This window comes from uncultured Thalassolituus sp., assembly GCF_950066645.1.
Classification (GTDB): domain Bacteria; phylum Pseudomonadota; class Gammaproteobacteria; order Pseudomonadales; family Oceanobacteraceae; genus Thalassolituus.
In genome coordinates this window covers 137,682-164,087 of the sequence record NZ_CATMFB010000010.1, presented here as the reverse complement: position 1 = coordinate 164,087, position 26,406 = coordinate 137,682, and the positions used below count along the sequence as shown (strand labels likewise).

The 26,406-nt window shown below is 53.9% G+C and carries 25 protein-coding genes; 20 read left to right on the top strand and 5 right to left on the bottom strand.

Translation table 11 applies throughout. The annotated features are described in order from the left end of the window. The 3 genes from Q1L85_RS10955 to gpmI form a co-directional block, all read right to left on the bottom strand. Window positions 1-804 (bottom strand): S41 family peptidase (locus tag Q1L85_RS10955; protein WP_300433113.1); only part of this gene is annotated, 804 nt, incomplete at its 3' end. Between the two features lie 113 nt (window positions 805-917). Then, window positions 918-2,045, bottom strand: a complete 1,128-nt coding sequence (locus tag Q1L85_RS10950) for a murein hydrolase activator EnvC (RefSeq protein ID WP_300424320.1) — start codon at window positions 2,043-2,045, stop codon at window positions 918-920. Next, window positions 2,042-3,583: a 2,3-bisphosphoglycerate-independent phosphoglycerate mutase gene (gene gpmI / locus Q1L85_RS10945; protein ID WP_300424318.1), complete on the bottom strand. Its 1,542-nt coding sequence runs from the start codon at window positions 3,581-3,583 to the stop codon at window positions 2,042-2,044. Before gpmI ends, Q1L85_RS10950 begins: the two co-directional genes overlap by 4 nt. A gap of 134 nt (window positions 3,584-3,717) precedes the next feature. Here gpmI and Q1L85_RS10940 point away from each other — a divergent pair, with 134 nt between their 5' ends. Beyond that, complete coding sequence (locus Q1L85_RS10940; RefSeq protein WP_300424317.1) at window positions 3,718-4,131, top strand: rhodanese-like domain-containing protein; 414 nt, start codon at window positions 3,718-3,720, stop codon at window positions 4,129-4,131. A gap of 15 nt (window positions 4,132-4,146) precedes the next feature. Beyond that, window positions 4,147-4,617, top strand: coding sequence for a protein-export chaperone SecB (secB, locus tag Q1L85_RS10935; RefSeq protein ID WP_300424316.1), 471 nt, complete (start codon window positions 4,147-4,149; stop codon window positions 4,615-4,617). Window positions 4,618-4,659: 42 nt separating this feature from the next. On the opposite strand, the gene Q1L85_RS10930 is transcribed toward secB, so the two are convergent. Then, complete coding sequence (locus Q1L85_RS10930) at window positions 4,660-5,640, bottom strand: hypothetical protein (RefSeq protein ID WP_300424315.1); 981 nt, start codon at window positions 5,638-5,640, stop codon at window positions 4,660-4,662. A 32-nt stretch (window positions 5,641-5,672) separates the two neighbouring features. After that, window positions 5,673-6,137, bottom strand: a complete 465-nt coding sequence (gene trmL / locus Q1L85_RS10925) for a tRNA (uridine(34)/cytosine(34)/5-carboxymethylaminomethyluridine(34)-2'-O)-methyltransferase TrmL (protein WP_300424314.1) — start codon at window positions 6,135-6,137, stop codon at window positions 5,673-5,675. Between the two features lie 142 nt (window positions 6,138-6,279). Between trmL and Q1L85_RS10920 the strand changes: the two genes are divergently transcribed. The 18 genes from Q1L85_RS10920 (at window position 6,280) to Q1L85_RS10835 (ending at window position 26,389) form a co-directional block, all read left to right on the top strand. Continuing rightward, window positions 6,280-7,224 carry a hypothetical protein gene (locus tag Q1L85_RS10920; RefSeq protein WP_300424313.1) on the top strand — a complete coding sequence of 315 codons (945 nt, stop codon included), beginning with the start codon at window positions 6,280-6,282 and terminating at the stop codon, window positions 7,222-7,224. After that, complete coding sequence (locus tag Q1L85_RS10915) at window positions 7,208-7,891, top strand: hypothetical protein (RefSeq protein ID WP_300424312.1); 684 nt, start codon at window positions 7,208-7,210, stop codon at window positions 7,889-7,891. The genes Q1L85_RS10920 and Q1L85_RS10915 overlap by 17 nt, the downstream gene beginning before the upstream one ends. Then, window positions 7,888-8,547 (top strand): type II secretion system protein GspM, encoded by a 660-nt coding sequence (gspM, locus tag Q1L85_RS10910; RefSeq protein ID WP_300424311.1) that lies wholly within the window; start codon window positions 7,888-7,890, stop codon window positions 8,545-8,547. The genes Q1L85_RS10915 and gspM overlap by 4 nt, the downstream gene beginning before the upstream one ends. Continuing rightward, window positions 8,540-8,869 (top strand): general secretion pathway protein GspB, encoded by a 330-nt coding sequence (locus Q1L85_RS10905; RefSeq protein WP_300424310.1) that lies wholly within the window; start codon window positions 8,540-8,542, stop codon window positions 8,867-8,869. Before gspM ends, Q1L85_RS10905 begins: the two co-directional genes overlap by 8 nt. Window positions 8,870-8,879: 10 nt before the next feature. Then, window positions 8,880-10,463: a pilus (MSHA type) biogenesis protein MshL gene (mshL, locus tag Q1L85_RS10900; protein WP_300424308.1), complete on the top strand. Its 1,584-nt coding sequence runs from the start codon at window positions 8,880-8,882 to the stop codon at window positions 10,461-10,463. A 3-nt stretch (window positions 10,464-10,466) separates the two neighbouring features. Next, window positions 10,467-11,348: an ExeA family protein gene (locus Q1L85_RS10895; RefSeq protein ID WP_300424307.1), complete on the top strand. Its 882-nt coding sequence runs from the start codon at window positions 10,467-10,469 to the stop codon at window positions 11,346-11,348. A 10-nt stretch (window positions 11,349-11,358) separates the two neighbouring features. After that, on the top strand, window positions 11,359-12,360 hold the full coding sequence (locus Q1L85_RS10890; RefSeq protein WP_300424305.1) for a hypothetical protein: 1,002 nt from the start codon (window positions 11,359-11,361) through the stop codon (window positions 12,358-12,360). Between the two features lie 3 nt (window positions 12,361-12,363). Next, entirely contained in the window at window positions 12,364-14,079 is a 1,716-nt protein-coding gene (locus tag Q1L85_RS10885) for a GspE/PulE family protein (protein ID WP_300424304.1), read from the top strand. Beyond that, window positions 14,079-15,296, top strand: a complete 1,218-nt coding sequence (locus Q1L85_RS10880; RefSeq protein ID WP_300424303.1) for a type II secretion system F family protein — start codon at window positions 14,079-14,081, stop codon at window positions 15,294-15,296. Before Q1L85_RS10885 ends, Q1L85_RS10880 begins: the two co-directional genes overlap by 1 nt. Before the next feature lie 95 nt (window positions 15,297-15,391). After that, on the top strand, window positions 15,392-15,895 hold the full coding sequence (locus Q1L85_RS10875) for a hypothetical protein (protein WP_300424302.1): 504 nt from the start codon (window positions 15,392-15,394) through the stop codon (window positions 15,893-15,895). Between the two features lie 17 nt (window positions 15,896-15,912). Next, a complete protein-coding gene (locus Q1L85_RS10870; protein WP_300424301.1) occupies window positions 15,913-16,380 on the top strand; it encodes a type II secretion system protein in 468 nt (155 codons plus the stop codon). Window positions 16,381-16,384: 4 nt separating this feature from the next. Next, window positions 16,385-16,858, top strand: a complete 474-nt coding sequence (locus tag Q1L85_RS10865; protein WP_300424300.1) for a prepilin-type N-terminal cleavage/methylation domain-containing protein — start codon at window positions 16,385-16,387, stop codon at window positions 16,856-16,858. A 12-nt stretch (window positions 16,859-16,870) separates the two neighbouring features. Then, window positions 16,871-17,359 (top strand): prepilin-type N-terminal cleavage/methylation domain-containing protein, encoded by a 489-nt coding sequence (locus Q1L85_RS10860; RefSeq protein ID WP_300424299.1) that lies wholly within the window; start codon window positions 16,871-16,873, stop codon window positions 17,357-17,359. Beyond that, complete coding sequence (locus Q1L85_RS10855; RefSeq protein ID WP_300424298.1) at window positions 17,359-18,153, top strand: type II secretion system protein; 795 nt, start codon at window positions 17,359-17,361, stop codon at window positions 18,151-18,153. The genes Q1L85_RS10860 and Q1L85_RS10855 overlap by 1 nt, the downstream gene beginning before the upstream one ends. After that, entirely contained in the window at window positions 18,143-18,541 is a 399-nt protein-coding gene (locus Q1L85_RS10850; protein WP_300424297.1) for a hypothetical protein, read from the top strand. The genes Q1L85_RS10855 and Q1L85_RS10850 overlap by 11 nt, the downstream gene beginning before the upstream one ends. Then, window positions 18,541-20,658, top strand: a complete 2,118-nt coding sequence (locus Q1L85_RS10845; protein WP_300424295.1) for a DUF6701 domain-containing protein — start codon at window positions 18,541-18,543, stop codon at window positions 20,656-20,658. The genes Q1L85_RS10850 and Q1L85_RS10845 overlap by 1 nt, the downstream gene beginning before the upstream one ends. Window positions 20,659-20,667: 9 nt before the next feature. Continuing rightward, the gene (locus tag Q1L85_RS10840; protein WP_300433105.1) at window positions 20,668-23,796 is read left to right on the top strand and encodes a DUF6701 domain-containing protein; all 3,129 of its coding nucleotides are present in this window, start codon (window positions 20,668-20,670) and stop codon (window positions 23,794-23,796) included. Then, on the top strand, window positions 23,762-26,389 hold the full coding sequence (locus tag Q1L85_RS10835) for a DUF6701 domain-containing protein (protein ID WP_300424293.1): 2,628 nt from the start codon (window positions 23,762-23,764) through the stop codon (window positions 26,387-26,389). Before Q1L85_RS10840 ends, Q1L85_RS10835 begins: the two co-directional genes overlap by 35 nt. Window positions 26,390-26,406 lie beyond the last annotated feature (17 nt).

The following is a 26,406-nucleotide window of genomic DNA, read 5'->3' as shown; positions in this document are numbered from 1 at the left end:
ATAAACAATACGGCCTTCGCTGATGAAAGCATTCACAACATCGACAGCGGCAGTCAGTACTCCACCGGGGTTATTACGGAGATCAAGAATAACGCCATTAAGCTCATCTTTTCCGTTCTTCCAGCGGGTCAGTGCTTTCACCAGCTCTGCACCGGTTTTGTCCTGAAACTGGGTGATACGCACATAGCCAATGCCGCCGCTCAGGTTTTCTGTGCGGACGCTGGCGACTTTGATTTCGGCGCGTTCGAGAGTGAAGGACAAGAGTTCAGATTCGCCATCACGTCGTACTTCCAGTGTAATACTGGTACCAGGCGCACCGCGCATACGCTCAACAGCATCCCCAAGCGTCATGCCCATCACTGCTTCCCCATCCAGTGTGACAATCAGATCGCCGGGGCGCATTCCTGCACGGGAAGCAGGCGTATCATCAATCGGGGTAATAACGCGGACCAGACCGTTTTCCATACCGACTTCAATGCCCAGACCGCCGAATTTCCCTGAGGTGTTTTCCTGCAGGTCTGTGAAGTCTTCGGCCTGCAGATAGGCAGAATGCGGGTCCAGTGAGCTGAGCATTCCCTGAATCGCATTACTGAAGAGAGTATGGTCATCCACTTCTTCTACATACGAAGAGCGGATGCGCTCGAAAATTTCGGTGAACGTACGCAGATCTTCCAGCGGCAGTTCCGTACGGATTTCCGGTCGCTCGGTGGCAGTCGTCTCGGGTCGGGATTCAGCGAAGGAGGTAAAAGCGAAGGTACAGCCCAGTGCAATCAGCAATGGGTGAAGCAGGGGTTTCCTCAACATGCGTGTGTGCTCGTCAGCTCTTGCAGATTGCCCCAAGCATGGCACAAAAGTCAGAGCCTGTTAAGGCACTCGCAGTCAGTGACGGTCAGCATCGCAGAAACGCATGTCGGGGGTCAGCGTTTCAGCCAGACCGCAGGGTCCTGGGGTTTGCCTTTGTGTCGTATTTCGAAGTACAGCCCCGCGCTCTCCTGGCCGCCGCTGCGGCCAGCGGTTGCGATAGTTTCGCCACCATTGACCCAGTTGCCGACATCTTTAGTTAAGGTCTGATTGTGTGCGTAGAGGCTGAGGTAGCCCTGACCATGGTCAACGATGATCAACAGGCCAAAGCCGCGTAACCAATCAGAAAATACCACACGGCCATGATGTACGGCCTGCACGGGGGTGCCTTCGGGCGCACCGATTTTCCAGCCTTCCCAGCGGGATTTGTTGGCACTGTTCATGGATCCGAATGACGCGAGAACGCGTCCGGCGAGAGGAATACCCAGCTTTCCGCGCATGGCGCTGAAGGGACGTTCGTCATTCCGGCGGGGGCTGTTGCTGATCAGAGTTTCGACTTCGGTGATCAGGTTTTCGAGCCGTTGCCGGTCGGCCTGGCGGGCTTTCAGGCGGGCATTTTCATCTGACATTTTCCGGCTGAGCGACGCCAGCAGCTTTTGCTGATCGTTGCGCTTATCGTTCAGCTGATCACTTTTTTTGCTGAGTTGCTTGTCGGTTTTTCTGAGCGCGGCTTCCTGTTCGAGAATCAGGGTTTCGATATTGTCGAGGCGAAGCAGTTCGTCGATGGTGTGATGTAGCTGAGTGACGCGGGCACGGTTGAAATATCCGAAATACTGCATCAGACGCTGGTCTTTTGCCGGGTCGTCCTGAGTCAGCCAGAAGCGGATGGCGGCATCGTCACCCACCTGCCGGGCCAGTCGGATCTGCTCACTGAGCAGTTTCTGGTGTTTGCTGCGGAGCTGCCGCAGCTGCGCCTGCTCCGCTTGCAGCTTTTTTAGCTTACTCTGCTCCTCCCTGAGCTGCGCCCGGGTGGCGTCGATCTGTTTTACCAGATCGGCAATCTCCTTGTCGGACGTCTGAAGCTTTTTACTCAGGCTGTCGTATTCGCCACGGGCTTCCGACAGCCATTTTTCCAGCTGCCGGATCTCCGCCTGAACCTGCTTAAGTTGCTGTTCGTCGTCAGCCAGGACAGGAAAACTAACGCCGGTCAGTATCAGCAGACCGGCGAGCAGTAGGGGCTTCATGCCTGATATTTCACCAATGACTCGCCGGACATTTCGGCGGGTTGCTCGATATTCATCATCGACAGCAGGGTCGGCGAAATATCACACAGGCGACCGGCTTCGAGACGGGTGTCGCCTTCGCGACCGTGAACGTAAATAAGGTTTACGGGCCCGGTTGTGTGTTGTGTCATAGGCTGGCCGTTGTTATCGAGCATCTGTTCGGCGTTTCCGTGGTCGGCGGTGATCAGACATTCGCCACCCACTTCGAGCAATGCGTCAGTCACGCGACGCAGACAGTCGTCAATACACTCGGCGGCTTTTACCGCAGCGTCGTAGACACCGGTGTGTCCTACCATGTCGCCGTTCGCAAAGTTACAGACGATAAGATCGTAGCCGCCGTTTTTAATGGCATCGACGAGTTTGTCTGTGACTTCGGGCGCGCTCATTTCAGGTTGCAGATCGTACGTCGCAACGTCTGGTGACTTGACCAGGATGCGGGTTTCGCCGTCGTATTCTTTTTCGCGGCCACCAGAGAAGAAGAAGGTCACGTGTGCGTATTTTTCAGTTTCGGCAATACGCAGTTGTTTCATGCCGAGAGAAGAAACGTACTCGCCGATGCCATTGACCAGTTTTTCTGGTGGGAAAGCACAGCTTGCATTGATGTCCGCAGCGTATTCCGTGAGCATGACATAGTCGCACAGGGCAGGGCGGGCCTGACGCTCGAAGCCACTGAATTCATCACCGTCGACAAAGGCGCGGGTAATTTCCCGGGCGCGGTCAGGACGGAAGTTGAAGCAGATAATGGCGTCGCCGTCTTCGACTTTGCCACCCTCACCAACAATAGTGGCTTTTACAAATTCATCGTTTTCGTCGCGCTCATAGGCAGCTTTCAGTGCTTCGACGGCGGTCGGTGCAGTGAATTCGGCCTGGTTCAGGGTCATGGCGTTATACCCCTGAGATACGCGTTCCCAGCGGTTGTCACGGTCCATCGAGAAGAAACGGCCGATCACAGTCGCAATGCTGGCGTTACCAAGGGCTGAGCAGTGAGCTTCTACTTTGGCCAGCGACGGTTCTGCAGAGCGGGGTGGCATGTCGCGCCCGTCAAGAATCGCGTGAACGCAGACTTCTTCGATACCAGCCGCTTTGGCCATATCAAGCAATGCAATCAGGTGGTCTTCGTGGCTGTGAACACCGCCCGGAGAAAGCAGGCCAACAAAGTGCACCGCTCCGCCGGCTGCTTTGGCTTTTGCCATGGCACCAGACAGGGCTGCATTCTGGCTCAGCTCGCCATCACGGATGGTTTTGTTGATGCGGGTGTAGTTCTGATAAACGATACGACCAGCGCCGAGGTTCATGTGACCTACTTCCGAGTTACCCATCTGACCGTCAGGCAGGCCGACGGCCTCACCGGATGTCTGAATCAGGGTGCTGGGATAGTCCTGCAGCAGACGGTCCCAGGTTGGGGTTGCTGCGTTGGCAATCGCATTGTTCTCGGTGTCTTCACGGTAGCCCCAACCATCCAGGATGATCAGCGCGGTCGGTGTTGGTCGCCTGCTCATGTTCGTTGCACTCAGAATTACTCAAAAACCGCATTGTACCTTATCCCGTGGCTGCGGCGAACAGTTCACGGTGGAGAGCTGACTGCCACAACGGTATACTTCGGCCTCCATTGAACAAGACAGTAGACAGAGTAATGGATCAATTATTCGAATTTGTGGGCAATAACTGGTGGCTGGTCGGTATCTGGGCTGCCTTTGTCGTCGCCCTGCTGTGGGATAACAACCGTCGGAATGGCCCGACAGTATCCACGGCTGAAGCGACTCAGATGATCAACAAAGAAGATGCCCTTGTGCTCGACATTCGTGACAAGAAGGACTTTTCTGGCGGTCATCTCGCTGGTGCGATGAATATTCCGTACGCCAGCCTGGCAAACCGCCTCGGAGAGCTTGATCCTCACAAAAAGCGCCCCATTATATTGATATGCAAAACTGGTCAGACCGTTGGTATGGCTGGGAAGATGCTGCGCGAGAAAGGCTTCAATGCTGTGCGTATGAAGGGTGGCATGATGGAGTGGAACACTCAGAATCTGCCGCTCGTAAAAAAATAACGAAGGAATAACACTATGTCAGAAGCACCACAGGCTCAGTTCGCACTGCAGCGTATCTACATCAAAGACGTTTCATTTGAAGCGCCTAACTCCCCGGCTGCTTTCACCAAGCAGTGGAAGCCAGAAGTAAAACTGGATCTGAACACCAACGGCCGCAAAGTGGATGAGCAGCACTACGAAGTGTCTGTGAAGATCACTGTGACTGCTAAAAATGAAGGCGAGACAGCATTCCTGGTTGAGCTGGTTCAGTGTGGCCTGTTTGCAGCGGTCAACATTCCTGAGCAGCAGCTGGCCCCTATGCTGGGTGCGATGTGCCCGAACATCCTGTTCCCGTACCTGCGCGAGAACATTGATAACCTGGTCGTTAAAGGTGGCTTCCCGGCGCTGATGCTGGCACCGATCAACTTCGATGCTTTGTACCAGAAGAAAGTCATGGAAGCGCAGGCGGCAGCGAAGGCTGAGTCCGCTGAACAGCCTACTCACTGAGTTCTGGCTTGTTGTCAAAAAGGTCGGCTTTGCCGGCCTTTTTTATTTGCAGGCTGAGTAATAGGTGTAAGTATTCACCATCTCAAAGTCTTTACATCGCGGTTGTGGGAAGCTGTCCGAGGTCGGGGTACGTTCTTCTCCCAGTAAAATGTCATTGTTTCTGGGGGTGTTGAATAACGCGTCCAGTTTATCGACCGCAGGAGTTTCAAGGCGAAGTCTGGCGTTGACGACATTCCCGCAGTCGTCTTTCTGTATATCGCTGATATTAACGATATAACTTACCAGCCCAAGCGCTGCGTAAGCTTCTATTCGGGTAAGATCTTCTCCCTCGTAATAGAAACGTACTTTGCCCCCAGTCCAAGTGTCTTCTTCTGTAGGGCGTTCGTCTTCGAACTTCGCTTCGTAGTCAGTAAGAAGGGCCTTTGTTTCAGGGTTCTGGGCTGTGTGTCGAAGTAATCGACCAGTTGATGAAACTTCGGCGACAGATTTATAGGCAACGGTGGGAATCCCAGTGCTTTTGATTCTGTTGTCGATCACAATCAGGCCCGGCTGATATTTCAGTCCGTGTACCATCTGTACTCTTCGCTCTTCGCCGCGGATATCCCGGGTAGTCGCTGTCGCTTTAATGATGGTCGGTCTGCGGCGCTCGTCGCTTTTTAAGGTCTCACCTTCGAAGATCATAACGTCGCCCTGGCTATCATTGCGCATAGAATAGCTTTGGGTAATACCACCCGAAACCACTTGCTTGAGTTCGCCCATGGAAGCCAGTGGGTGCAGGAAGTAATTCAGGTTCTGGGAAATGGTTGAACGGGACGTCAGGTAACCTTGCCGATCGAATTTTGCGGAGGTCTCGTTGAAGTGCTCAAGAGGTGCGTCCATACATTGAAACACGGACTTTGAGCTCTCAACCTGACCGAGGATTGAAGTGTCTTCGGCGCTGATAGGATCGATAAAGGGGAAAACACTGGCGCCGGCCGGGCAGGAAACGGCGCAGGCGAGCGCTGTGGCAACTGACTTGTACATCCGTGTGACTCTCAGAGGTAATAATGGGTTAGCTATTCCCCGCCATTATACCCGTTCTGACGCCATGCTTCATATACCATTACGGAGACCGCATTAGACAGGTTCATGCTGCGGCTGACAGGCAGCATCGGTAGCCGTAGCCATTGATTCCGGGGTATCTGCAGACGGATGTCTTCTGGTAACCCTCGGGTTTCCGGGCCGAACATCAGGTAATCACCCGCGTCAAAGCGAACGTCTGAATGGGTCACTGTGCCTTTGGTCGTGAGGGCAAACAGGCGTTGTGGCTGTTCGCTGGTCAGGAAGGCGCTGTAACTCTCATGGATGCGGATGCTGGTGAACTCGCTATAGTCGAGCCCTGCCCGACGCAGTGCCTTTTCTTCCATACTGAACCCCAAAGGCTCTATCAGGTGAAGCTGACAGCCAGTGTTGGCACAGAGGCGGATAATGTTGCCTGTATTGGGCGGAATCTCTGGTTCAAACAGAACAATATTGAACATAACAGCGGCGATTATTTATCCAGTCAGGTCGGTATGGATGAGGGGTGAGTCGCATTATAGTCAGGTCGTTATGCTTAGACCATCAAGCTTCTGAGCATGGTCTACACTCATTTTCAGGGTATTACTGAAAGCGAGGATCGCCATGCATCTGCCGTGGCTCAGAAAGAAGTTATCAGCGCAGGGTTGTCTCGGTATCGAACTCAACCATGGCCGTGTCTGGGCGGTCCATCGCACTGACCGTGGAGTGATCAACAGTTTCGCTCCGGATTTCGAAGAACAGGGGTTTGATACGCTGGGAGCCTGGCTGACTGAGCATCAGCTTACAGGTATCCCGGTGGTGGTCTGTATGGATGCCATGCGCTACGAGCTACAGCTGGTAGAGGCGCCTCCTGTTGAGGAAGACGAACTCAGTGCCGCTCTCAGTTTCCGCATCAATGAGATTGTCAGTGAACGTGCCGCAGAGAAAGTTCTGCAGGCATTTCCTTTGCCCGGGGATGCTTACCGTGGGCGGATGCATATGGCCTTTGCAGCGATCACCGATCGTGCTTATCTGCAGGAAATTGTCGATTTCTGCCGTGAGTACGAACTTGATCTGCAGCAGATCACCATCAACGAAATGTGCACGCTCAATCTGCTTGCGAGTGTCGATCGAGCTGACAGCGTTGCTGTGTTGCGACTGGAGGCCAACGCCGGAGTGATTTATCTCTATCGCAACGGCGCTCTCTATTTTACCCGTCAGATTTCTTTGGGCACCGAAGATCTTGGGTTGAGTACGCTCAACGTCGAGGAAGGCGGCCTGATGCTGGAGCCAAACAGCCGTATCGACGTGCTCGCACTGGAGTTGCAGCGGTCGATGGATTATTTCGAAAGTCAGCTTGGTTTAGGTGCCGTTGAGCAGTTGTGGGTAATGCAGCCCGACTTTGTCGAAATCACAGACGCCCTCGGTGAAATCGAAGACCGTATTAACACGCCGGTCCGGCTGATGTCCCTGGAAAGTGGCTTTAACCGCCAGGAAGGGGAGGCCCCCCTGACTGCTTCACTGGTGATGGCACTGGGAGGGGCGCTCAGCTATGAACTGGCAGGTTAAACAGAGAATTAATTTTTATCTGGAAGAGTTCCAGCCTCCAAGAATTCCTTCCGATCTTGAGCGACTGATTATCGGCGTTGCTGTGCATGCCGTACTTTTTGTCATTGTGCTCTTCGGCCTGATGATCAATTTCTATTATCAGGGCCACCGGCTTGATGGCATGACTCTGCGTCAGGCAGAGGTCGAGCAGCAGGTGGCGAATATCGAGCGCGAGCGTCCACCCCTTTCTCTGGATGAGGCTCTGGTAAGCGAGCGGGACAGGGCAAGGCGCAACCTGGAAAGCAGCCAGAAAATTCTGCGTTTTCTTACTCAGCAGGATCTCCGCAGCAGTCATTCCTTCACGACGATGGTCTCGCAACTGGGCGAACAGGACGTGCGGGGAGTCTGGTTACAACGCTTTGCGTTTTACGAGGAAGGTAAGCAGATCAATATTGAAGGCTTTACCGATGATCCCGCTAAGGTTTCCCGCTATGTCTCAAGCCTGCTGGGCCGCAGTGGCTACCGTAACCATGCGTTCCGCTTTGTCGATGTACATAAAACGGATGGTAAACCCTGGTTGAGTTTCCGTCTGGATACCCGTCCCACGGATAAAAACAGTGCTCAGCCCGCCGCTCAGGTAACCACGAGTGCAGAAATTATGCGTCGCGCGCGGGAGGGAAGAATATGATGTGGTGGCAGAATCCCAAGGTCGACAACCTGCTGGAAAAATACCGGGCTTTAAATCCTCGCGAAAGAAAACTGGCAGTAATTACCGGCCACATTCTGGTCGCGGGCGTCTATCTGCTGTTTATTTTTGGCCCTATGTGGAACTCCTCTCTGACTGAGCGACGTCAGGCAAACGAAATTGAAACTAATGTGCTGCGGATGCAGGCTCACCTGGAGCGTTTGCGCAACTCTCCTCAGCTTGATCCGAACGAACCTGTACGTGATGACATTCAGAAAATATCGGCGCAGAAACAGACCATTGATGAGCGAATTCAGGGGCTGACCGACACTCTGGTGGCACCCGAAAATATGCCTGAGATATTCGAGAATATGATGACTCAGGATCAGCGCCTGAAGCTGATCAGTCTGAAAAATATAGCCGGCCAAAATGTAGCCATAGATTCCGAATTCTCCGATGTTGACCTGTACCGTCACGGCGTGGAAATCCGGATGCAGGCGGATTATCCGTCGCTACTGACTTACCTGCGCCGGCTCGATTCCATGAACTGGAAGCTCTACTGGCAGACCCTTGACTACCGCATTGATGAATATCCCAACGGCGAACTTCTGCTGGAGGTGTTCACATTAAGTACGCGGGAGGAAATTCTCAGTGAATAAAATTCTGACAGGCCTGGTGGCCGCTGTGTTGTTTCTTCCTGCGACTCTGTTTGCCGTCGGTGATCCGACGCGGCCGCCGCAGTTCGCGCCGGTCGAGGTGAAGCCCAGGGCAGCCGTGAAGCGATCACTGGAGCTTCAGCAGATTCTGGTGGCTGGTGAAAAACGGAGTGCGGTGATCAACGGCACTCTGGTCCGGGAAGGGGATACGGTGAGTGGCGCACGCGTTGTGCGCATTACTCCTGATCAGGTTGTCGTGAAAATCAGGAAAAAACACCAACCCCTGTCTTTAATTAAAAGAACTAAACATTCTGAGAAGAAGTAGGAAGCAGATTGTGAACAGAATTATGCGGAACGATACGCTGAAAATTACCACACTGCTGATGTCTGTACTACTGGCGTCATGTGCGGCTAATGCACCCCGTGAAGAAGCCTCTCAGGAGCCGGTTGCAGGTCCATTGCTTGTTCCTGATGCGCCCGTCGTCGGTGGGGTGAATCCACAGAGCCTCCTGCCGCCGGTGGCGATGCCAAAGCAGGCGGAAGAACGCTTCGATGTGACGGCAACGAAAGTCCCGGCAGGGGCATTCTTCAACAGTCTCGTGGATGGCACAGGCTATAACATGGTCGTTCACCCGGATGTTGATGGCAATGTGTCACTGAACCTGAAAGACGTCACTGTCCGTGAAGCGCTGACTGCGGTTCGTGACCTGTATGGGTACGACTTTGTTGAATCTGGCTATGGCATTCAGATTCTTCCCAAAGCCCCCCAGACCCGGATGTTTCCGATTAATTACCTGAACGTTAAGCGCAGTGGCCGTTCAGGAATGCGCGTCAGCAATGGCACGGCAACACAGGATTACAGCTCCGACGATGCAGCGTCTACGGGTGGTGCAACGTCTCAGAAAAGCTCCAGCGAAGTTGAAACGTCGTCCGGTTCAGAATTCTGGAAAGAGCTTAATTCAACCCTGAATCTGATGATTTCCCGGGAAGAGGGGGCTCAGATAGTTGTCGATGCTCATGCTGGTCTGGTGATTGCGCGGGCATTACCCATGACCCTGAATATGGTCGAGAAATACCTTGATCAGGCTGAGTTGACTGTCCAGAAACAGGTTCTGATCGAAGCTAAGATCGTCGAAGTAACATTAAACAAAGGCTATCAGGCGGGTATCAACTGGGACACTCTCGCGAATCAGTCTGACAGCAACGCTGTCTATGCACAGCAAAACTCCACCGCATTGGCAAACCCTGATCTGATCAGCGGTATATTCACTCTGAGTGTCGATTCAGGTGATTTCAGCGGCGCACTCAGCCTGCTGGAAACTCAGGGTGACCTGGAGGTCCTGTCCAGTCCCCGTATTGCCACGGTAAATAACCAGAAAGCGGTTATTAAAGTGGGGAGCGACGAGTTCTTTGTCACCGACATCAAGAGCACAACAACAGCGACCGTGACCGGAACGTCTGATACCCCTGAGATTGAACTGACGCCCTTCTTTTCAGGTATTGCACTCGATGTCACCCCTCAGATTGGTGACGACGGTGACGTAACACTTCATGTGCACCCGACTGTGACGGAAGTCGAAGAGAAAGTTAAAAAGATTGAGCTGAATGATGATCAGTACTCGTTACCACTCGCGTTCAGCACGGTACGGGAAACTGACTCGATTATCCGCGCGCGCTCAGGTCAGATTGTAGTGATCGGCGGTCTGATGCAGAACCGTACGTCGGATACCGTCGCTAAGGTTCCACTGCTTGGGGATATTCCATTACTCGGTCGCCTGTTTACTCAGAAACGCGAGTCGAAAGTACAGAGCGAGTTAGTGATTCTTATCCAGCCAAGAATTATTGATACACAGCTTCCTCAGGAGCGGATCGATCAACTGAATAAGCGTTATTCCCGTGTACTGCTGCCGGAGTGGTAAGCCATGGACGTTGCTGAAGTTAAACAGGCCTGTGAAGCACATTATGGTCTTGTAGAGTCACCCTTCTCACTGACACCCGATACCGGGTACTACTGCGAACTGCCGCATCATGATGCGGCGTTCGAGTCTGTCCTTTTTGCACTGTCTTCAGGGGAAGGCTTCGTGAAAGTGACGGGCGAAGTCGGCACTGGAAAGACACTGCTTTGTCGTCGCCTGCTGAATTATCTTGCTTCTCATCAGTCGGAAACTGCCTATATTCCTAATCCGACGCTCTCGCCCGCTGGCCTTTGGGTGGCCCTGGGGGCTGAGATTGGTCTGTCCGGGTATAAGCGTCTGAGCGAACTGCGCCATGCGGTAGAAAAGCAGTTAATTGAGATTGCCCGAAGCGGTAAACCCCTGGTTCTGGTGATCGATGAAGCGCAGACACTTCCGGCGGAAACCCTTGAGGCGATACGCCTGATTTCTAACCTTGAGACCGAACGTCGCAAGTTGATTCAGATCGTCCTTTTTGGTCAGCCTGAACTGGATGTGATTCTGAATAAGCAGGCGTTCCGTCAGCTTAAGCAGCGGATTACTACCTCTGCGTCTCTCGTGCCACTCAGCGCTCCGGAGTTGATCGGAACCTACCTGAATCATCGTCTTTCCTGCGCAGGTTATCAGGGAACCCCTTTGTTCACACGTGCGGCTGTCAGGCTTATCTGGTTAAGCAGTGAAGGCACACCGCGTCTTATTAATGTGTTGGCTAATAAAGCCTTGCTGGTGGCATTCGGCAAGGGACACAACACAATCACAGAAAAACACGTCGAAGCCGCTGCTGCAGATACCGAGAGTGTAAAACCGGTGCTCGGTTGGCGCGAACGGGTCCGGGTTGCCATCGGCTTTTAAGGAGTAGAGCGTGAGTCTAATTCATCAGGTATTACAGGATCTCGACGAACGCCGGGATGTGCAGGGCAGCGACGTTGAGGGGTATGCCAACGACGCGGGCAATCATCGTCTGGTTATCTGGCCAGCAGTGTTGGTATCACTTCTCAGTGCGGGCATGGTGGTTTATTTCAGTGATTACCTTAAGGCGACGCCGGCGATCATTGATACAAGCGTTCTGCCGGAGCTTCCGGTAGCACCTGCTCCTCCAGTCACTCAGCTGGTGCCAGAGACGGTGACAGTGATACCAGAAAATAAAGCCCCGGCCGTCGTGCTTACCAGCGAACTGGCCGACCTCGAAAGTCATCAGGTGGCCGCCAGCGTGCATAAATCGGATGCGGAAGTGGTTGCTCAGGCGGTCGCTCAGGCGCCATTGGCATCAGGCAGCGATCAGGTGTCGGTCCCCGTTGCAGAGGCAATAGCGCCTGTCGTTCAGGACCGTGCCTCTGTCGCAGTAAAAGCGCCAGCGACGCGCAAGGCAGTCACGCCAGTGCAGAGCTCTGAGGTGTCTGTCGTACGCCGTCTGTCTCCGGATGACCACTATGGCAAGGCGATTCACCGCTATCGCAGTGGCGACTGGCAGGCCGCGATTGTTGCGCTTGATGATGCGATCAGTGCCGAGCCACGTATGGAATTTATCACTCTGAAAGAGCGGATTTATCTGGAACAGGGAATGCGCGACGACTTTCTTGCACTGTTTGATGCGCACTCCGCTGAACGCGATATTAACTGGCTCAGCGTGGTGGCACCGGGCCTGCATATGTTCGGGATTTACAGCGCTGCGGTACAGCAGTACGGCGTATTGATGACGATCCAGCCAAAACGTGCCGAATGGGCGATTGCTCAGACGCAGGCGCAGATAGACGCAGGCCAGATTGAAGCCGCGAAACGCAATCTGCGACACCTGGTAGCAGAATACGAACTGACGACTGATCAGCGTCGCTGGGTGTCATATCAGCAGGGAGTATTACGTTAAGTTATGGAAACCAGAGTCAGTAAAAAAGTCCGTGTCGGGGATCTGCTGTTAGAGCGTCAGCTGATTAATCAGGAACAGCTGATGATGGCCCTGGCAGAACAGAAACGTACCGGAAAAAAACTCGGTAAAGCCATTACCGACCTCGGTTTTGTTACTGAGGTAAAACTGTTACAGATCCTGTCGGATTATTTTGGTTATCCGTATATTGATCTGTCGCGTTTCCGCCTCGATAACGCTTTGATTCAGCGTCTGCCTGAAACTCAGGCGCGCCGCTACCGTTGTCTGCTGCTGTCAGAAGACCCTCAGGGAATACTGGTCGGTATGGCAGATCCGACAGATCTGATGATTATCGATGATCTGCAGCGGATTCTGAAAAAGCCGGTCATGCCCGCCTTCGTGCAGGAGACCGAACTTCTTTCAATTCTTGATAATGTGTACCGTCGTCAGGAACAGATGGCAACGATCGCCGGTGAGTTAGCCGGTGAGCTGCAGAGCAGTGATTTTGATATCAATGCCATCGTTTCTTCTTCTGATACCTCCGAAGCGCCTGTGGTACGTCTGCTGCAGAATCTGTTTGAGGACGCCGTGCAGGTCAAGGCATCGGATGTACATATTGAGCCTGAAGAGAGCCAGCTGCGTATCCGGCTGCGGGTCGATGGTGAGCTGCAGGAACAGGTGATGAAAGAAAAACGAGTGGCTTCAGCGCTCGTTTCCAGGCTCAAAATTATGTCGGGGCTGGATATTTCTGAAAAACGTCTTCCTCAGGATGGACGTTTCAATATTCGCGTACGCAATAAAAATATCGACGTCCGTCTCTCGACCATGCCTGTTCAGTTTGGTGAGTCAGTGGTGATGCGTCTGCTGGATCAGAGCGGCGGCATTCTCAGTATGGCGTCGCTGGGTATGGGCGAAAAAATTCAGAAGCGTTTCGAATATCTGATATCACGGCCGCATGGTCTGATTCTGGTGACGGGCCCGACAGGGTCGGGTAAAACAACTACGCTTTATGCGGCACTGACTCAGCTTAATCAGGCTGAGCAGAAAATCATTACTGCCGAAGATCCGATTGAATACCGTCTGCCGCGCATTAATCAGGTACAGGTAAATACAAAGATCGGGCTGGAATTCTCTACTGTGCTGCGTGCGGCGCTGCGTCAGGACCCTGATATCGTACTGATTGGTGAGATGCGTGATCACGAAACCGCTGAAATTGGTCTTCGTGCAGCGATGACTGGTCACATGGTGCTGTCAACACTGCACACCAACGATGCGGTATCTGCACCAGCGCGTCTGATGGACATGGGCGTTGATTCTTACCTGGTGGCGTCGTCGCTGCGGGCTGTAATGGCACAACGACTGATTAAGAAACTGTGTCATCACTGTACTCAGCCGTATCAGCCGGATGCTCAGGAAAAAGCCTGGCTGGAATCTATGGAACCGGAGTCCGCTTCAGCACCTTACCTGCATGGTCGTGGATGTCATCACTGTCATAATACGGGCTATCAGGGGCGCGTCGGTATCTACGAATTGCTGGAGGTAAACAGTGACATGGTCGCTGCGTTGCGTCGCGGCGATCAGCAGGCGTTCAGTGAAGCGGCCATGCGTTCCGAATACTTCCGGCCGCTGGCGTTGTCAGCGCTGGATCTTGCCCGACAAGGGGTGACGTCTCTCGACGAAGTATTCAGGGTATCTGCCACTCTCGACGGTGAGGATATCTGATGGCGACTTTCCTTTACCGGGGCCGCGATCAGAGCGGCAATGCGGTCGAAGGGAATCTGCAGGCCGGCAACAGGGATATGGCCATCGCGCAGCTGATGCAGAAGGGGGTTACCCCTCTGAAAATTGCAGAGCAGGCAACAGCTCAGGCCTCAAAACCTGTGTCACTGCGTTCTGCGAAAATCAGCGCAGAAGAACTGATTCTCTTCACCCGTCAGCTTTATGCGTTAACTAAAGCCGGGGTGCCTATTATCCGGGCGCTGTCTGGGTTGGCGGAATCTGCCAGCAATGAGGCGCTGAAAGTAGTACTGGATGATATCAGTCAGGTGTTGGTGTCGGGCTCCGACCTGGCTTCGGGCTTCCGTCGTCATCCTAAGCTGTTTTCGCCGATTTATATCAGCATGATCCACATCGGTGAGAGCACAGGTAATCTCGATCATGCGTTGATACGCCTTGTGGGTCACCTTGAAATGGAGAGGGAGACCAAAAAACGGATTAAATCCGCATTGCGGTATCCGATTATGGTGGTCTCGGCCATAGTCGTGGCCATGGTGGTCATCACCATGTTTGTGATTCCAAGCTTTTCAGCGGTGTTCAGTAAATTGGGGGCCGACTTGCCTTTCGCGACATTAATTCTTATCGCGACATCTGAGTTTATGCAGAACTGGTGGCACCTGCTGCTGGTCGGCACGATTGTGGGGTTTGTTGGTTTCCGACAATACATTTCAACCGACGCCGGTGGGCTATGGTGGGACAGAGCGAAGCTCAGACTGCCACTGATCGGAAGTATTTTTGAACGAATTGCCCTGGCCCGTTTCTCGCGGTCATTTTCTATGATGCTCACCGCTGGTGTGCCAATCCTGAATACCCTGACTATTGTAGCGGGCAGTGTCGGTAATTTATTTATCGGTAAGGCCATTACTTCGATGGGTGATGGGGTACAGCGCGGTGAGCGGTTAACAAATACGGCGATGCAGACTGGCCTGTTTACACCACTGGTTCTACAGATGATGGCCGTTGGTGAAGAAACTGGCTCAATCGACAAACTTCTGGATGAAGTTGCAGATTTTTACGAACAGGAAATCGATTACGAGCTGAAACAACTCGCAGACGCCATTGAGCCGATTCTGCTGGTGTTTTTAGGTGCTCTGGTGCTGTTACTGGCGCTTGGTGTGTTCCTGCCTGTGTGGGAACTCAGCGGTGCTGTAACAGGCAAGTAATTTTCGTCGGTTTTCAAGACAGGGAATGTATATGAATTATGTTTTATTTCGTAAAAAAGACCTGCGAAGCATCCGGCCTCTACTAAGGTTTAATTATGCCAATGCTGTTGCTGTCCGCTGAAAGGTTCAGAGGATTCAGCCTGCTGCAGAGCGCGGTTGCCTTAGCAGTCATGGCACTGGGAATGCTGTTCCTGGTGCCGAGGTTAGACGACCTGATTGATGAAGCGTACCGCGCCCATGTGAAGGCCGTCGGCAGTGCCATACAAGTGAGTGCTCATACATTTCACAAAGTGTGGCTGACGGACCGGAACAGTCAGTTACTGATTGCCATGAAAATGACAGAAAGTGGCTGGCCGCTGGGCAGGAAAGAAGATGTGGATGCGTCTTCTGAGGTGACAGGTGCAGAGCGCTGTACGGGATTATGGACAAGCCTGCTGGACATCGAAGTTCCGACACTGACTTCCGGCGACAGCCTGAGTGCTGATTTCCGGGTCGAGGAAGTTGAAGGACGCTGCCGTTATTACCACCAGTTGAGCGGCAACAGATATTACATTGAATATGATGCGGCAAATGGCCGTGTAAGCTGGAACATCCGATAACACACAGGAGTCGGGATATGAAAAAACAAGCAGGTTTTACTCTGATTGAACTGATCATGGTAATCGTTATTCTCGGTGTGCTTTCTGCCTTTGCTCTGCCCCGTTTTGCAGATTTCGGTGAACAGGCACGGGAAGCGAGTCTTCAGGCCCTGGCGGGTGCGTTACGGTCAGCGGCGAATATTGCACATGCGCAGCAATTGGCGGATGGATCAACTCTCGGTACCGGCGTTACGCTGGAGGGGCAGGCGATTACTATGGTGAACGGTTACCCAACCGCGAATGCGGCGGGTATTACGGAGGCGGCCCAGGTTGCGGGTGAGTATACGATCAGTACCGGTGGTGCGTCAGGTGGTAACAATATTACCTACACACTGCAGACCAACTGTCTGGTAACTTATACCGCGGCTACCGATGGTACAGGCGGCGCGAACACTTCACCGATTGGTGCATCTCCGGATGTGCAGGTGACCGACAGCGGTTGCTGATTACATGACCAAGCCAGGGAGCAAAGGTTTTACTCTGGTTGAGCTGGTGATGGTGATCGCTCTGATCGCCATCCTGGCAGCAACGGCAAGTGGTCTGTTTATCAACACAGATCGGTTTGCCACACTGGGAGCACGTGAGCAGCTGGTTGCTTCGGCGCTGCTGGCTCAGAAAAAAGCGTTGGCGAATGTTGTCAACGGAACCCCGGTTAATCTCACCATTTCCCAAACCTCCGACCTCTGGTTGTTCAGCGTTTCTCAGGGAACGGTGACATTCAATCCTCCTCGCAGTGCGGAACGTGCCGGAGCGACGCTTACGGTCAATGGTTCTGCCCTGGCAAACGGTGGGTCAGTCTCTCTCAGTTTCGATGAAAACGCAGAAACGGGCAGTGCCACACAGTTTGTTTTCGCTTCTGGCAACAGTCATTCCTTGTGTATTTCTGCCAGTGGCTTTTCTTACACCGGTACCTGCCAGCCATAAAGGGAGCGAAGCATGATCCGACATACGCGGGGTCTGTCTCTTGTTGAAATGGTGTTAACCATTGTCATTATTTCTGTCGCCCTTGTGGCATCGCTACAGGCGTTTCAGGTGCTGAGTGGTCGCTCTTCCGATGCGATGGTTCAGAGTCGGGCGCTTGATCTTGCCCAACTCTATTTTGATGAAATCCTGTCTCATCGTTTTGATGAAGCAACCGGGCCGTATGGGGTGCCTGCATATACCGGAGCCTGTCGGATAACAGACGATGGTGAAGACCGGGACGATTATGACGATGTCGATGATTTCGATGAAATCGACAGTGAGTCCCCGGCGCTGATCGATTCGTCACTGGCAGCGGATTACGCTGGTTTTTCCGTCAGTGTGACGGTCACCTGCGACGACTCGATTGGTGTAAATACTGAGGGCGCCAAGCTGGTACAGGTGAATATTGTTGACCCCCGGGGGCAGAACAGTATTTTCTCCGTGTATAAGGGGAATTACTGATGCGGGCCCGTGGCTTTACTCTGGTTGAACTGGTACTGACGATCGCGGTTGCAGGTATTGTGGCGATGATTTCAGTGCAGTTTATTCAGTCTACGAGCCAGGGCATGATAGATACGGCGGGTCGTCAGCAGCTGGCTGGTGCGGGGTATGTTGTTAACGAGCAGGTCAGCCGCGCGATCCGCGACGCGTTGCCCGGAAGTATCCGCACCACCTCTGATGGCCAGTGTATTGAGTATATGCCGGTGGTCGCAGCGTCAACCTATACCGACCTGGAGGTCGGCAGCGCGGTAACACAGTTTCTTGCGGTACCTTACTCAACGGCTACCGCCGTCAGCGGGTATATTTCTGTTTACCCTATGACGGCCGCCAATATCTATACTCAGAATGATCCGGGTCCTCTCACTCCTGACACCGGCAGTGTTCCAGCTTCAACGGCGGAAATAACGGTCACCCTGGGGAGTAGTCATACGTTTCCGACGGACTCCCCGGAACGACGTTTTTATGTCTCGCTGGCACCCGAAGCCATCTGTCAGGATGGTGATTTTCTCTACCGCTACCGCGGCTATGGCTTTATCAGTGATGTCAGTAATCTGAAGGCCGGCCTGCCTTCTAATCGTGCTGGTGGCCGGACGGTTCTCGCGTATCCGCTTGAAACCGCATCACTGAATTTCCGCTATCTGCCACCGACGTTACAACGCAATGGTCTGGTTACCTTTCAGTACGCACTGGTGCATCCTTCGACCGGAGAATCACTGGAACTTGCGCAACAAGTGAGGATTCACAATGTACCGTAAGCAGCAGGGTTTCGGCCTGCCAATGGCATTGTTTGTTGTCACTGTGCTCGCCATTATTATTGCCTCGATGTCGTCAGTGCAGACCGATTCTTCCGCGTCGGTCAGTCTGCAGGTACAGGCACACCGCGCATTTTATGCCGCAGAGAGCGGCACCGAAGCTGCGCTGAATCTTCTTTTGCCTCCGGACGGGTCGCCGGGACGGGCCTGTGCCACGGCACCTTTCTTTTCTGCCGCCTTTAATGTTGATGGCCTGCGTGGCTGCAGTACCTCAGTGACCTGTGAATCGGTCACCGTTGATACGGTGGATTATTTTACTCTGACATCAACGGGCACCTGCGGCAGCGGTGAGGATGCGGCGCAACGGATACTGGAGGTCCGGGCTAAATAATGAGTAGACTGGCGGCGTTGGGTTTTGGGTGTAAAGTCGTATTTCTGGGTAGCTTCTACCTGGTGTTATGTCTGTTGGTATTAATCGCCGCGCCCGTCATTGCGGCCACCTACGAGTGGACTCAGGCAACACGTTGGCGTGAGGACGCGCCTCTGAATACTGCGGTCTATAAAAAGTACCCTGAGCAGTTTTTCCCATATCAGGGATATGATGTCCGTCCACATCAGGAGTGGCGCTCCATGCACCCCTGGCTACTGGTCGGTGACGGCAATAATAAGCAGTCGAGCGATAACCTCTGGCGTGAAGTCACAGAGTCAGGCTATGTGATTGGTAACAGCACCAATCTCACTCGGGCGCGGGATATTATGGAAGATTTTCATATTAACTTTGTTAATCCTCTCAATTTTACGCGGAATTTCTATTTTCATTTTTATTCTGACAACGCCACGAGTTACGTCAACAGTATCTCGTTTATTGCGGGTCGTGGCACGACAGTAACAATTGCGGCAGTGCGTAAAGACGATGTCACGCAGCAGTGTGTGCCGGCGTTTTCTTCAGTTACCCGTGCGCTGTCTCTATGGACAGACTACCTCGATCCTGGCCCGGCGGGGCGCGTTGCAAGTCTGGCGGCAGAGGTTAATTCGACGCCTGTGGGTATATCGGCGGGCACGGCGGTGCCTGTGAGTCTCCCGTTCGATGCGCAGGGCGAAACACAGGTGACGCTCAATTATGCCGATGCCGGGCAGCTTCGCCTGAACCTGCTATACAGCGGCACTGGGGTCGATGCCGGACTGCTGATGACGGGCAGTGATGACTTTATCGCGCGGCCGCAGGGGTTGTGTGTCGCGACCGGATTCGCCTGCACAGACGCTGATGCAAGCTGTCCGGCGGCAGCGGTAGCCGGACAGCCATTCAACCTCTCAGTGACTGCTGTCGGCTGGGGCGGGGATGGCGACAGCGATTTCTGTAGCGGTAACAGTGCCCTTGCGAGCTACAGCGCTACCGGCCTCGGGCTGTCTGCGACCGTACTGTCGCCGTCACCGGCCAATCACCCGGGGGTAATCAGCCCGGTTTCCTACGACCACAATCCTGTTGCCGGAGGGACGCGTCAGGTATCGATGACGGAAAGCGAAGTCGGGGTGTTCAGATTCGATGTCACAGCGCCTGACTACTTTGGCTATCCGCTGGGAACCTACTCTGCGGTGCCGGCCGGTCGGTTTATTCCGGATCACTTCTCTGGAACGGCCCTTGAAATGGGCGAAATCAGGCCTTTTTGTAACACAGCGGGTGCCTTCACATACAGCGGTCAGGATATGGACTGGCTGGTGGCGCCGGAGTTTGAAATCACGGCTCGAAACGCTGCCGGAGGCATCACCGAAAACTATACGCAGACCGGATTTCAGCGTCTTGCGGATACGGGCATTACCGTGGCAGCCCCGCTTGCTGACTCGGTTGCGACGGGTACAGACAGCAATGCGCTGGCATTCGGTGCGGACCTTCAACAAGGCGCGCTCAGTGTGTCGGATAATGGTACCTTCAGTTATGTCATGAGCCCTCTGGATGCGATGCGCTACCAGCGCAGTCAGGTGGCAGAAGTGGCTCCCTTCGGTCCTGCTCTGAGTTTCCGGTTAACTGATGTTACAGACAGTGACAGCGTTGGTCTCGATTCTCCGGTTATCCTGACACCTGGTGCGCCACTCTCCATTAAATATGGCCGTTTATGGATAGAAGATACTTACGGACCGGAAACACAGAATCTGGCTGTTCCCCTGAGGACAGAATATTTTGACGGTAGCCGCTATCGTCTGAATGAAGACGATACTGGCACCAGTTGGGACGCAGCGGCAGCAACGCTGTCTGCCTCCGGACTGACAGACACTATGACCAGCGCCGGGATTCTTTCTGCGGGGCGAAGTCAGGGTGGAATTTTATTACGTGCGCCGGTCCTGGTACCGGGCACACCGGATACGGGATCGGTTGGTGTCACCTTTGATGCGCCGTCCTGGCTGGAAGGTGATTATGACAATGACGGTACCGACGAAGACCCTGAAGGCACAGCCCGTTTTGGCGTGTACCGTGGCCACGAGAGGATTATTCTGTGGCGTGAACGATACTGAGAGGTATCTATGCTGAGCGATTACTCCAGACGTTTTATCCAGTCAGCATTATGGTTGCTGCTGGCGCTGTCCTCCCCGGTATTTGCTGCTCAGACCATTGTATTCTTTGATGACTTCGAGCCTGGCGGAGACAGCTATACTTACACAGCCACAGTGCTTGATGATGGCCAGGCCGGTTTTGGCACTCAGGCGAAAATATCCGGTTCTTACAGCCTCTATCTGTGCTGCGGTGAGATTATTGTCACCTCACCCGTGATCGATACTTCCGCCATGGGAACAGCCCGTCTGCGTTTCTGGTTGCGCCAGGGCTCCGATGATTTCAGTGAGTGGACGTCTTCTGGAGACGATCTGCATTTCGAAATCTATCTGTCGAATGGAACCTGGCAGAGGGTCGAAACGTTTGAAGGGGGAGGAGCATCAGAAGGTGATATTTATCCCTTTTTTATGACGCTGCCGGCCAATGCGAAACATGCGAATTTCCGCTTCCGGTTTTATCAGATTGATGGTTCTGGCAATAACCGCGACTTCTGGCATATCGACGATATCGAAATCGCCGATATTATTCCCGCCGATGAAACGCCTATATTCTACGATGGCTTCGAGCGCAATCTGTTGCTCTCTACGCTCGACTGGACCTTCCTGAGAATCGACGGCAACTTTACCTCCGAAATCAGTAATCACACGTCAGCGGCGGGATCGAAGAGTTTTTATACCTGTTGCGGTGTGCGTTATACCACCACGCGTGATATTGACCTCAGTGGCGAAGAGTATGCGGAAATTTCCTACTGGATCAGAAATGGCCTGGACTCGCTGAGCGGTACCGATGCACTGACGGTAGGAAATTACGATAGTGAAGACCCCTCGGGTAATGACCATCTGTATACGGAGATGTACCTGTCAGACGGCACATGGCGCCCGATTGCTTTCTACGAGGCTGAAGGCGGGGATGCCGGGCGTGTCCGTAATTTCAGCGCTCGTATCCCTCCTGAGGGCCTGCACAGTGCGTTCAAAATACGTTTTTATCAGGTGGATGGGACGGTTTCGGGACTGCGCCGCTACGATATGTACCACATTGACGAGGTCTATATCGGTACCCGGACGCTGCGTACGGACGGTGTCGATCATTACCGCTTCAGTTATGGCTCGTCAGCGCTGACCTGTAATACGCATTCGGTGACCATTGAGGCCTGTCAGGATGCTTCCTGTTCAACCCTCTATACCGACCCTGTCAGTCTGACGCTGACACCGACCGGCTGGGTCGGCGGTGACACCGTTAATTTCAGTGGTGGCAGTACTACAGTGTCGCTGGCGCATACCACTCCGGGTACGGTGACTATAGGCGCATCTTCTGCGACGCCCGCTATTTCGGGGGCTGCTAACACCTGTGTGATCGACGGGGGTGCAGAGAGCACCTTCTGTGATCTTACGTTTGCCGACAGCGGCTTTGCTGTGGATGTGAATGATTTTGTGGCGAATCGCGCTACATCAGCGACGGTCCGCGCGGTCAGGAAAGATGATGCAACTCAACAGTGCGTGCCTGCCTTTGCCAGCGTGACTAAGCCTGTGCGTCTGTGGTCCGATTATCTGGCGCCTGACAATACCGGCAGAGTCGTTAACTGGCCGGTCAGTGTGAACGGAGCCGCGATCGGTTCCAGTCTGGCAACTGCGCCGACGCAGAATCTGAATTTTGATGCAACGGGGCAGGCGACCGTCACCGTGAACTACCAGGACGTGGGGAATACCCAGCTTAACGTCCGCTACGATGGCAGTGGTGTCGACGCCGGACTTGTGATGACAGGCAATGATGATTTTGTCGTGTATCCGGCAGGGCTCTGCGTGAGCAGTGCCGGAACCTGCGCAGCAGCTAACAGCAGTTGCCCGGCGTTTGTCGCGGCTGGCGACAGTTTCGATCTGACCGTCACTGCCGTGGCGTGGGAAAGTGATGGCGACACAGACCTGTGTTCAGGCAATGCCGGCACACCTAATTATCGCGACACTCTCGCGTTGTCATCTGTCGTGCTCGCGCCCTCTCCGGCAAACAGCAACGGCACTGTGTCGCCGGCCTCCTACGCTCATACTGCATCGTACGATGCTGGCAGCGGCACAGGTGGATCAAACACTGTGTCTGCCAGTCAGTCGGAGGTCGGGGTGTTCCGCTTCGATGTGACTGCGCCTGCCTACCGGGGCTATCCGATGGGTACATACAGCAGTCCGGCGACTGGCCGTTTTTATCCTCATCACTTTACGGCGTCTGTCAGTGAGCCGGGCGAGCTGTTGGGTGCCTGCACCGTGGGCACCCCATTGACTTACAGCGGCCAGAGCTCGGGTTGGCTGGTTGCTCCTGAGTTTTCCATTCGGGCTGAAAATGCGGCAAATGACGTCACGCTGAACTACACTCAAGGTGGGTTTATGAGGTTATTGCCGTCGGGCGTTACAGTGAGTGGCCCGACGCAGGACAACAATGCAGTAGCCACTGACGCCACGACACCGCTGCCGGTGGTTACGACGGTGAATGAGGGCACTGTCAGCGTTCCAGCCGGTCCTGGTGGGGTAGTGACCTATACGATGAGTGCTCTGGACGACTGGACTTACACGCGTTCAGCAACGGCAGAAGTAGCCAGTTTTCAGCCGGATATTACCTATCAGCTTACTGCTGCCAGTGACCTTGATGCCGCGCTGACGGGTGGCCCCTACAGTGCCACTCCGGTGGCAAGTCTCTGGTTGAGATTCGGACGTATGTGGCTTGAAGACACCTACGGGCCGGAAACCAGTGATCTGGTGATGCCGCTACGGATTGAGTACTACGATGGAGGTCGCTATCTGGTGTCTGATGATGACTCCTGTACGACCTGGGACAGCGTGAATGCCTCAGTCTCGCCTGCGACGCTCACAGCGATTCAGGCATCCTCTGGGACAGTGGGCAGTGGATTGAGTGGTAGCGGCGGCATTCTGTTGCAGGCTCCTGTCAATGCGCCGGGTACGCCCGACACAGGTGAAGCCACCGTTGAATATGCGGCACCGTCATGGCTGACGGGTGATTACGATAATGATGGAAGTTTTGAGAACCCTCAGGGAACGGCAACCTTTGGTGTATATCGTGGGCATGAAAAAGTCATCTACCGGAGAGAACTGCGCTAAATCCCCGATATATTCTTTCGGGGTATTAATGCCCCTGTGTGTGGTGCTTCTGAGCGTCAGCCTGCCGGGGCAGGCGCTTCTGCAGAATCTGAATCTGCTGCAGGGAGCCACTATGGGAGTGGACTGGATTGCCTCCGTACCTTCCCGTGCCGAAATCAATGGCCTGAACGAGCTGCGTATTCATAACGGCTACGTCGAAGTTGAATCGCAGCAGTACGATTTTGCCAATGCCAACTCAGTCGACCTGTCGTTTGATGTCACTGTGCCCTTTAATCTTCTGGGGCTGATCGGTTCGGCACCGAATCCCGGCGAAAATCTTCGGGTTGATTACCGTGCTGATGATGGCAGCTGGAAAACACTGAATACCTTTGTTGCTAACAACGGGTTTCTGGGGCTGATTTCATTGGGCAACTGGTTTACCTACAGTGCCAGTCTACCGACCGACGCCTATCACGACAGCTTTCAGATACGGTATGTGATGCTTGGCGGCGGTTATAGCCTTTTCGATCTTCTGGGGGATAACTGGTACGTCAGTAATATTAATATCGCTGCCGATCTGGTGCCTACCGGGCCGGATCATTATCAGTTTGTCTACGCGTCTCCTGCACTGACCTGCTCGCCACAACCTGTAACCCTGCAGGCCTGTGCTGATGCCAGCTGCTCGTCTCTGTACACAGACCCAGTGACTGTGCAGTTGAGCCCCAGTGGCTGGGTGGGAGGCAGCACGGTATCGTTTAATGGCGGTACGGCTTCCCTGTCTCTGAGTCACACCACCCCTGAACCGGTGACACTGTCGGTGACGTCATCACTCCCGGCGACGATTGGTGGGGCGACTCAGTGCGCCATCAATGGTGGTGCAGCCAGTGCGGCCTGCTCCCTGTTTTTTGCCGACAGTGGCTTTGTTGTTGAGGTCCCGGATTTTCCTGCCCGGCGTGCAACAAGCGCACAGATCAAAGCGGTAAAAAAAGACGACGCGACGCAGAAATGTGTTCCAGCCTTCGCTAATGTCACCCGCTCGGTGATGCTCTGGAGTGACTATCTGCCACCAGACGACAGCGGCAGGGTGGTGAACTGGAATGTCGATGTCGATGGCAGTGCAATCGGCAATTCAGTGTCGGGTGCGGTGGCGAGGCCTCTGAATTTTGATGGTGATGGTGTTGCTACCCTGGCACTGAATTACGCTGACGTCGGCAATACCAGGCTCAGTGCCGTATACAACGACAGCGGGTTGGTGATGAGTGGCAGCGGCGACTTCGTTGCCTATCCCGCCGGACTGTGTGTCACGTCATCGGTAGCCTGCACGGATGCCGATGAAACCTGTCCGGCTGCTGTGAAGGCTGGTGCCCCCTTCACACTGGATGTCACGGCGGTAGCCTGGGAATCAGATACAGACACGGATTTCTGTGCGGGTAACAGTGGAACGCCAAGTTATCGGGAGAACGGTCTTACCCTCTCTTCTGTGGCGGTGTCCCCGGCGCCTGCGAATTCAGATGGTACCGTGTTTCCGGTGAGTTACGATCATACGCCGGCCTGGGATGCTCCGTCGTCCACAGGAGGGCGGAATACCGTCAGTGTGACGGAGAGCGACGTCGGGGTCTTTCGTTTCGATGTCACCACACCAGCGTACCGGGGGTATGCTATGGGCACATACAGCAGCTCTCCGGGGGGACGGTTTTACCCCGATCATTTTACAGCGACGGTTGTTGATCAGGGGACATTGGCGCCTACCTGTGCCATCAGTGACGCCTATGCCTATATCGGCGAGCCGGTGCATTGGTTTGTGGCGCCTGAATTTGAAATAACCGCCCGTAACCTGGCCGGAAGCACAACGCTGAACTATACCGCGGACGCCTACCGGAAACTGACCAATGCCGGGGTCAGTGTGACGTCACCGTCGGAAGATGATGCAAAGGTGAATACTGCGGGGGCAGCGATGCCGGTCTCTGTTGATGCTTCGGTGGGAATACTTAATGTGTCTGCGCCGGGAGTGATGCAGTACATCATGGATCCGTCGGATGAGATTACGTATGCCCGCACGGCGGATTCTGAGGTCGAGCCTTTCAGCCCGGCGCTGACGTATGTCCTTGCTACGGTGACAGACTCCGACGGTGTCACATTATCGGCCTCGCAGACATTTAATCCTGCCTCGGGTTTCGAGATGCGTTACGGCCGGATGTGGCTGGAAAACAATCACGGTAGCAGCACCATTGATATGGTAGTGCCATTGCGTACCGAGTACTTCTCGGGAGGCCGGTATATCTTAAATGATGATGATTATTGCACGGCATGGAGCAGTGCGGATGCAACGGTGGACCCCTTTACTGTGTCTCCGGCCACCTGGATAACGAATCTGCTTGCGAGCTCTGGCATGTTGTCGGCAGGCACGTCTTCAGGGAGTGGTTTGATTCTTCAGTCCCCTCTGACTGTACTCGGGTATAAATTCACGGGCACTGCGAAAATTAATTACGATGCCCCTGCCTGGCTGCAATTTGATTATGACAGTAATGGCAGTGAAGAAGACCCGGGGGCAGAAGCGGCTTTTGGCGTTGCCCGAGGTCATGAACGGATAATATTTACCCGGGAAATACGTTGAAATACAGACAATAAAAA

What these genes read in the sequence shown, in the direction of transcription:
- Q1L85_RS10895 (WP_300424307.1), top strand. Translation starts at nt 10,467, where the DNA reads ATGGACGTTGCTGAAGTTAAACAGGCCTGTGAAGCACATTATGGTCTT.
- Q1L85_RS10950 (WP_300424320.1), bottom strand. Translation starts at nt 2,045, where the DNA reads ATGAAGCCCCTACTGCTCGCCGGTCTGCTGATACTGACCGGCGTTAGT.
- Q1L85_RS10920 (WP_300424313.1), top strand. Translation starts at nt 6,280, where the DNA reads ATGCATCTGCCGTGGCTCAGAAAGAAGTTATCAGCGCAGGGTTGTCTC.
- trmL (WP_300424314.1), bottom strand. Translation starts at nt 6,137, where the DNA reads ATGTTCAATATTGTTCTGTTTGAACCAGAGATTCCGCCCAATACAGGC.
- Q1L85_RS10870 (WP_300424301.1), top strand. Translation starts at nt 15,913, where the DNA reads ATGAAAAAACAAGCAGGTTTTACTCTGATTGAACTGATCATGGTAATC.
- gpmI (WP_300424318.1), bottom strand. Translation starts at nt 3,583, where the DNA reads ATGAGCAGGCGACCAACACCGACCGCGCTGATCATCCTGGATGGTTGG.
- gspM (WP_300424311.1), top strand. Translation starts at nt 7,888, where the DNA reads ATGATGTGGTGGCAGAATCCCAAGGTCGACAACCTGCTGGAAAAATAC.
- Q1L85_RS10860 (WP_300424299.1), top strand. Translation starts at nt 16,871, where the DNA reads ATGATCCGACATACGCGGGGTCTGTCTCTTGTTGAAATGGTGTTAACC.
- Q1L85_RS10875 (WP_300424302.1), top strand. Translation starts at nt 15,392, where the DNA reads ATGCCAATGCTGTTGCTGTCCGCTGAAAGGTTCAGAGGATTCAGCCTG.
- Q1L85_RS10835 (WP_300424293.1), top strand. Translation starts at nt 23,762, where the DNA reads ATGAAAAAGTCATCTACCGGAGAGAACTGCGCTAAATCCCCGATATAT.
- Q1L85_RS10915 (WP_300424312.1), top strand. Translation starts at nt 7,208, where the DNA reads ATGAACTGGCAGGTTAAACAGAGAATTAATTTTTATCTGGAAGAGTTC.
- Q1L85_RS10930 (WP_300424315.1), bottom strand. Translation starts at nt 5,640, where the DNA reads ATGTACAAGTCAGTTGCCACAGCGCTCGCCTGCGCCGTTTCCTGCCCG.
- Q1L85_RS10940 (WP_300424317.1), top strand. Translation starts at nt 3,718, where the DNA reads ATGGATCAATTATTCGAATTTGTGGGCAATAACTGGTGGCTGGTCGGT.
- Q1L85_RS10850 (WP_300424297.1), top strand. Translation starts at nt 18,143, where the DNA reads ATGTACCGTAAGCAGCAGGGTTTCGGCCTGCCAATGGCATTGTTTGTT.
- Q1L85_RS10855 (WP_300424298.1), top strand. Translation starts at nt 17,359, where the DNA reads ATGCGGGCCCGTGGCTTTACTCTGGTTGAACTGGTACTGACGATCGCG.
- Q1L85_RS10865 (WP_300424300.1), top strand. Translation starts at nt 16,385, where the DNA reads ATGACCAAGCCAGGGAGCAAAGGTTTTACTCTGGTTGAGCTGGTGATG.
- Q1L85_RS10840 (WP_300433105.1), top strand. Translation starts at nt 20,668, where the DNA reads ATGCTGAGCGATTACTCCAGACGTTTTATCCAGTCAGCATTATGGTTG.
- secB (WP_300424316.1), top strand. Translation starts at nt 4,147, where the DNA reads ATGTCAGAAGCACCACAGGCTCAGTTCGCACTGCAGCGTATCTACATC.
- Q1L85_RS10845 (WP_300424295.1), top strand. Translation starts at nt 18,541, where the DNA reads ATGAGTAGACTGGCGGCGTTGGGTTTTGGGTGTAAAGTCGTATTTCTG.
- Q1L85_RS10880 (WP_300424303.1), top strand. Translation starts at nt 14,079, where the DNA reads ATGGCGACTTTCCTTTACCGGGGCCGCGATCAGAGCGGCAATGCGGTC.
- Q1L85_RS10885 (WP_300424304.1), top strand. Translation starts at nt 12,364, where the DNA reads ATGGAAACCAGAGTCAGTAAAAAAGTCCGTGTCGGGGATCTGCTGTTA.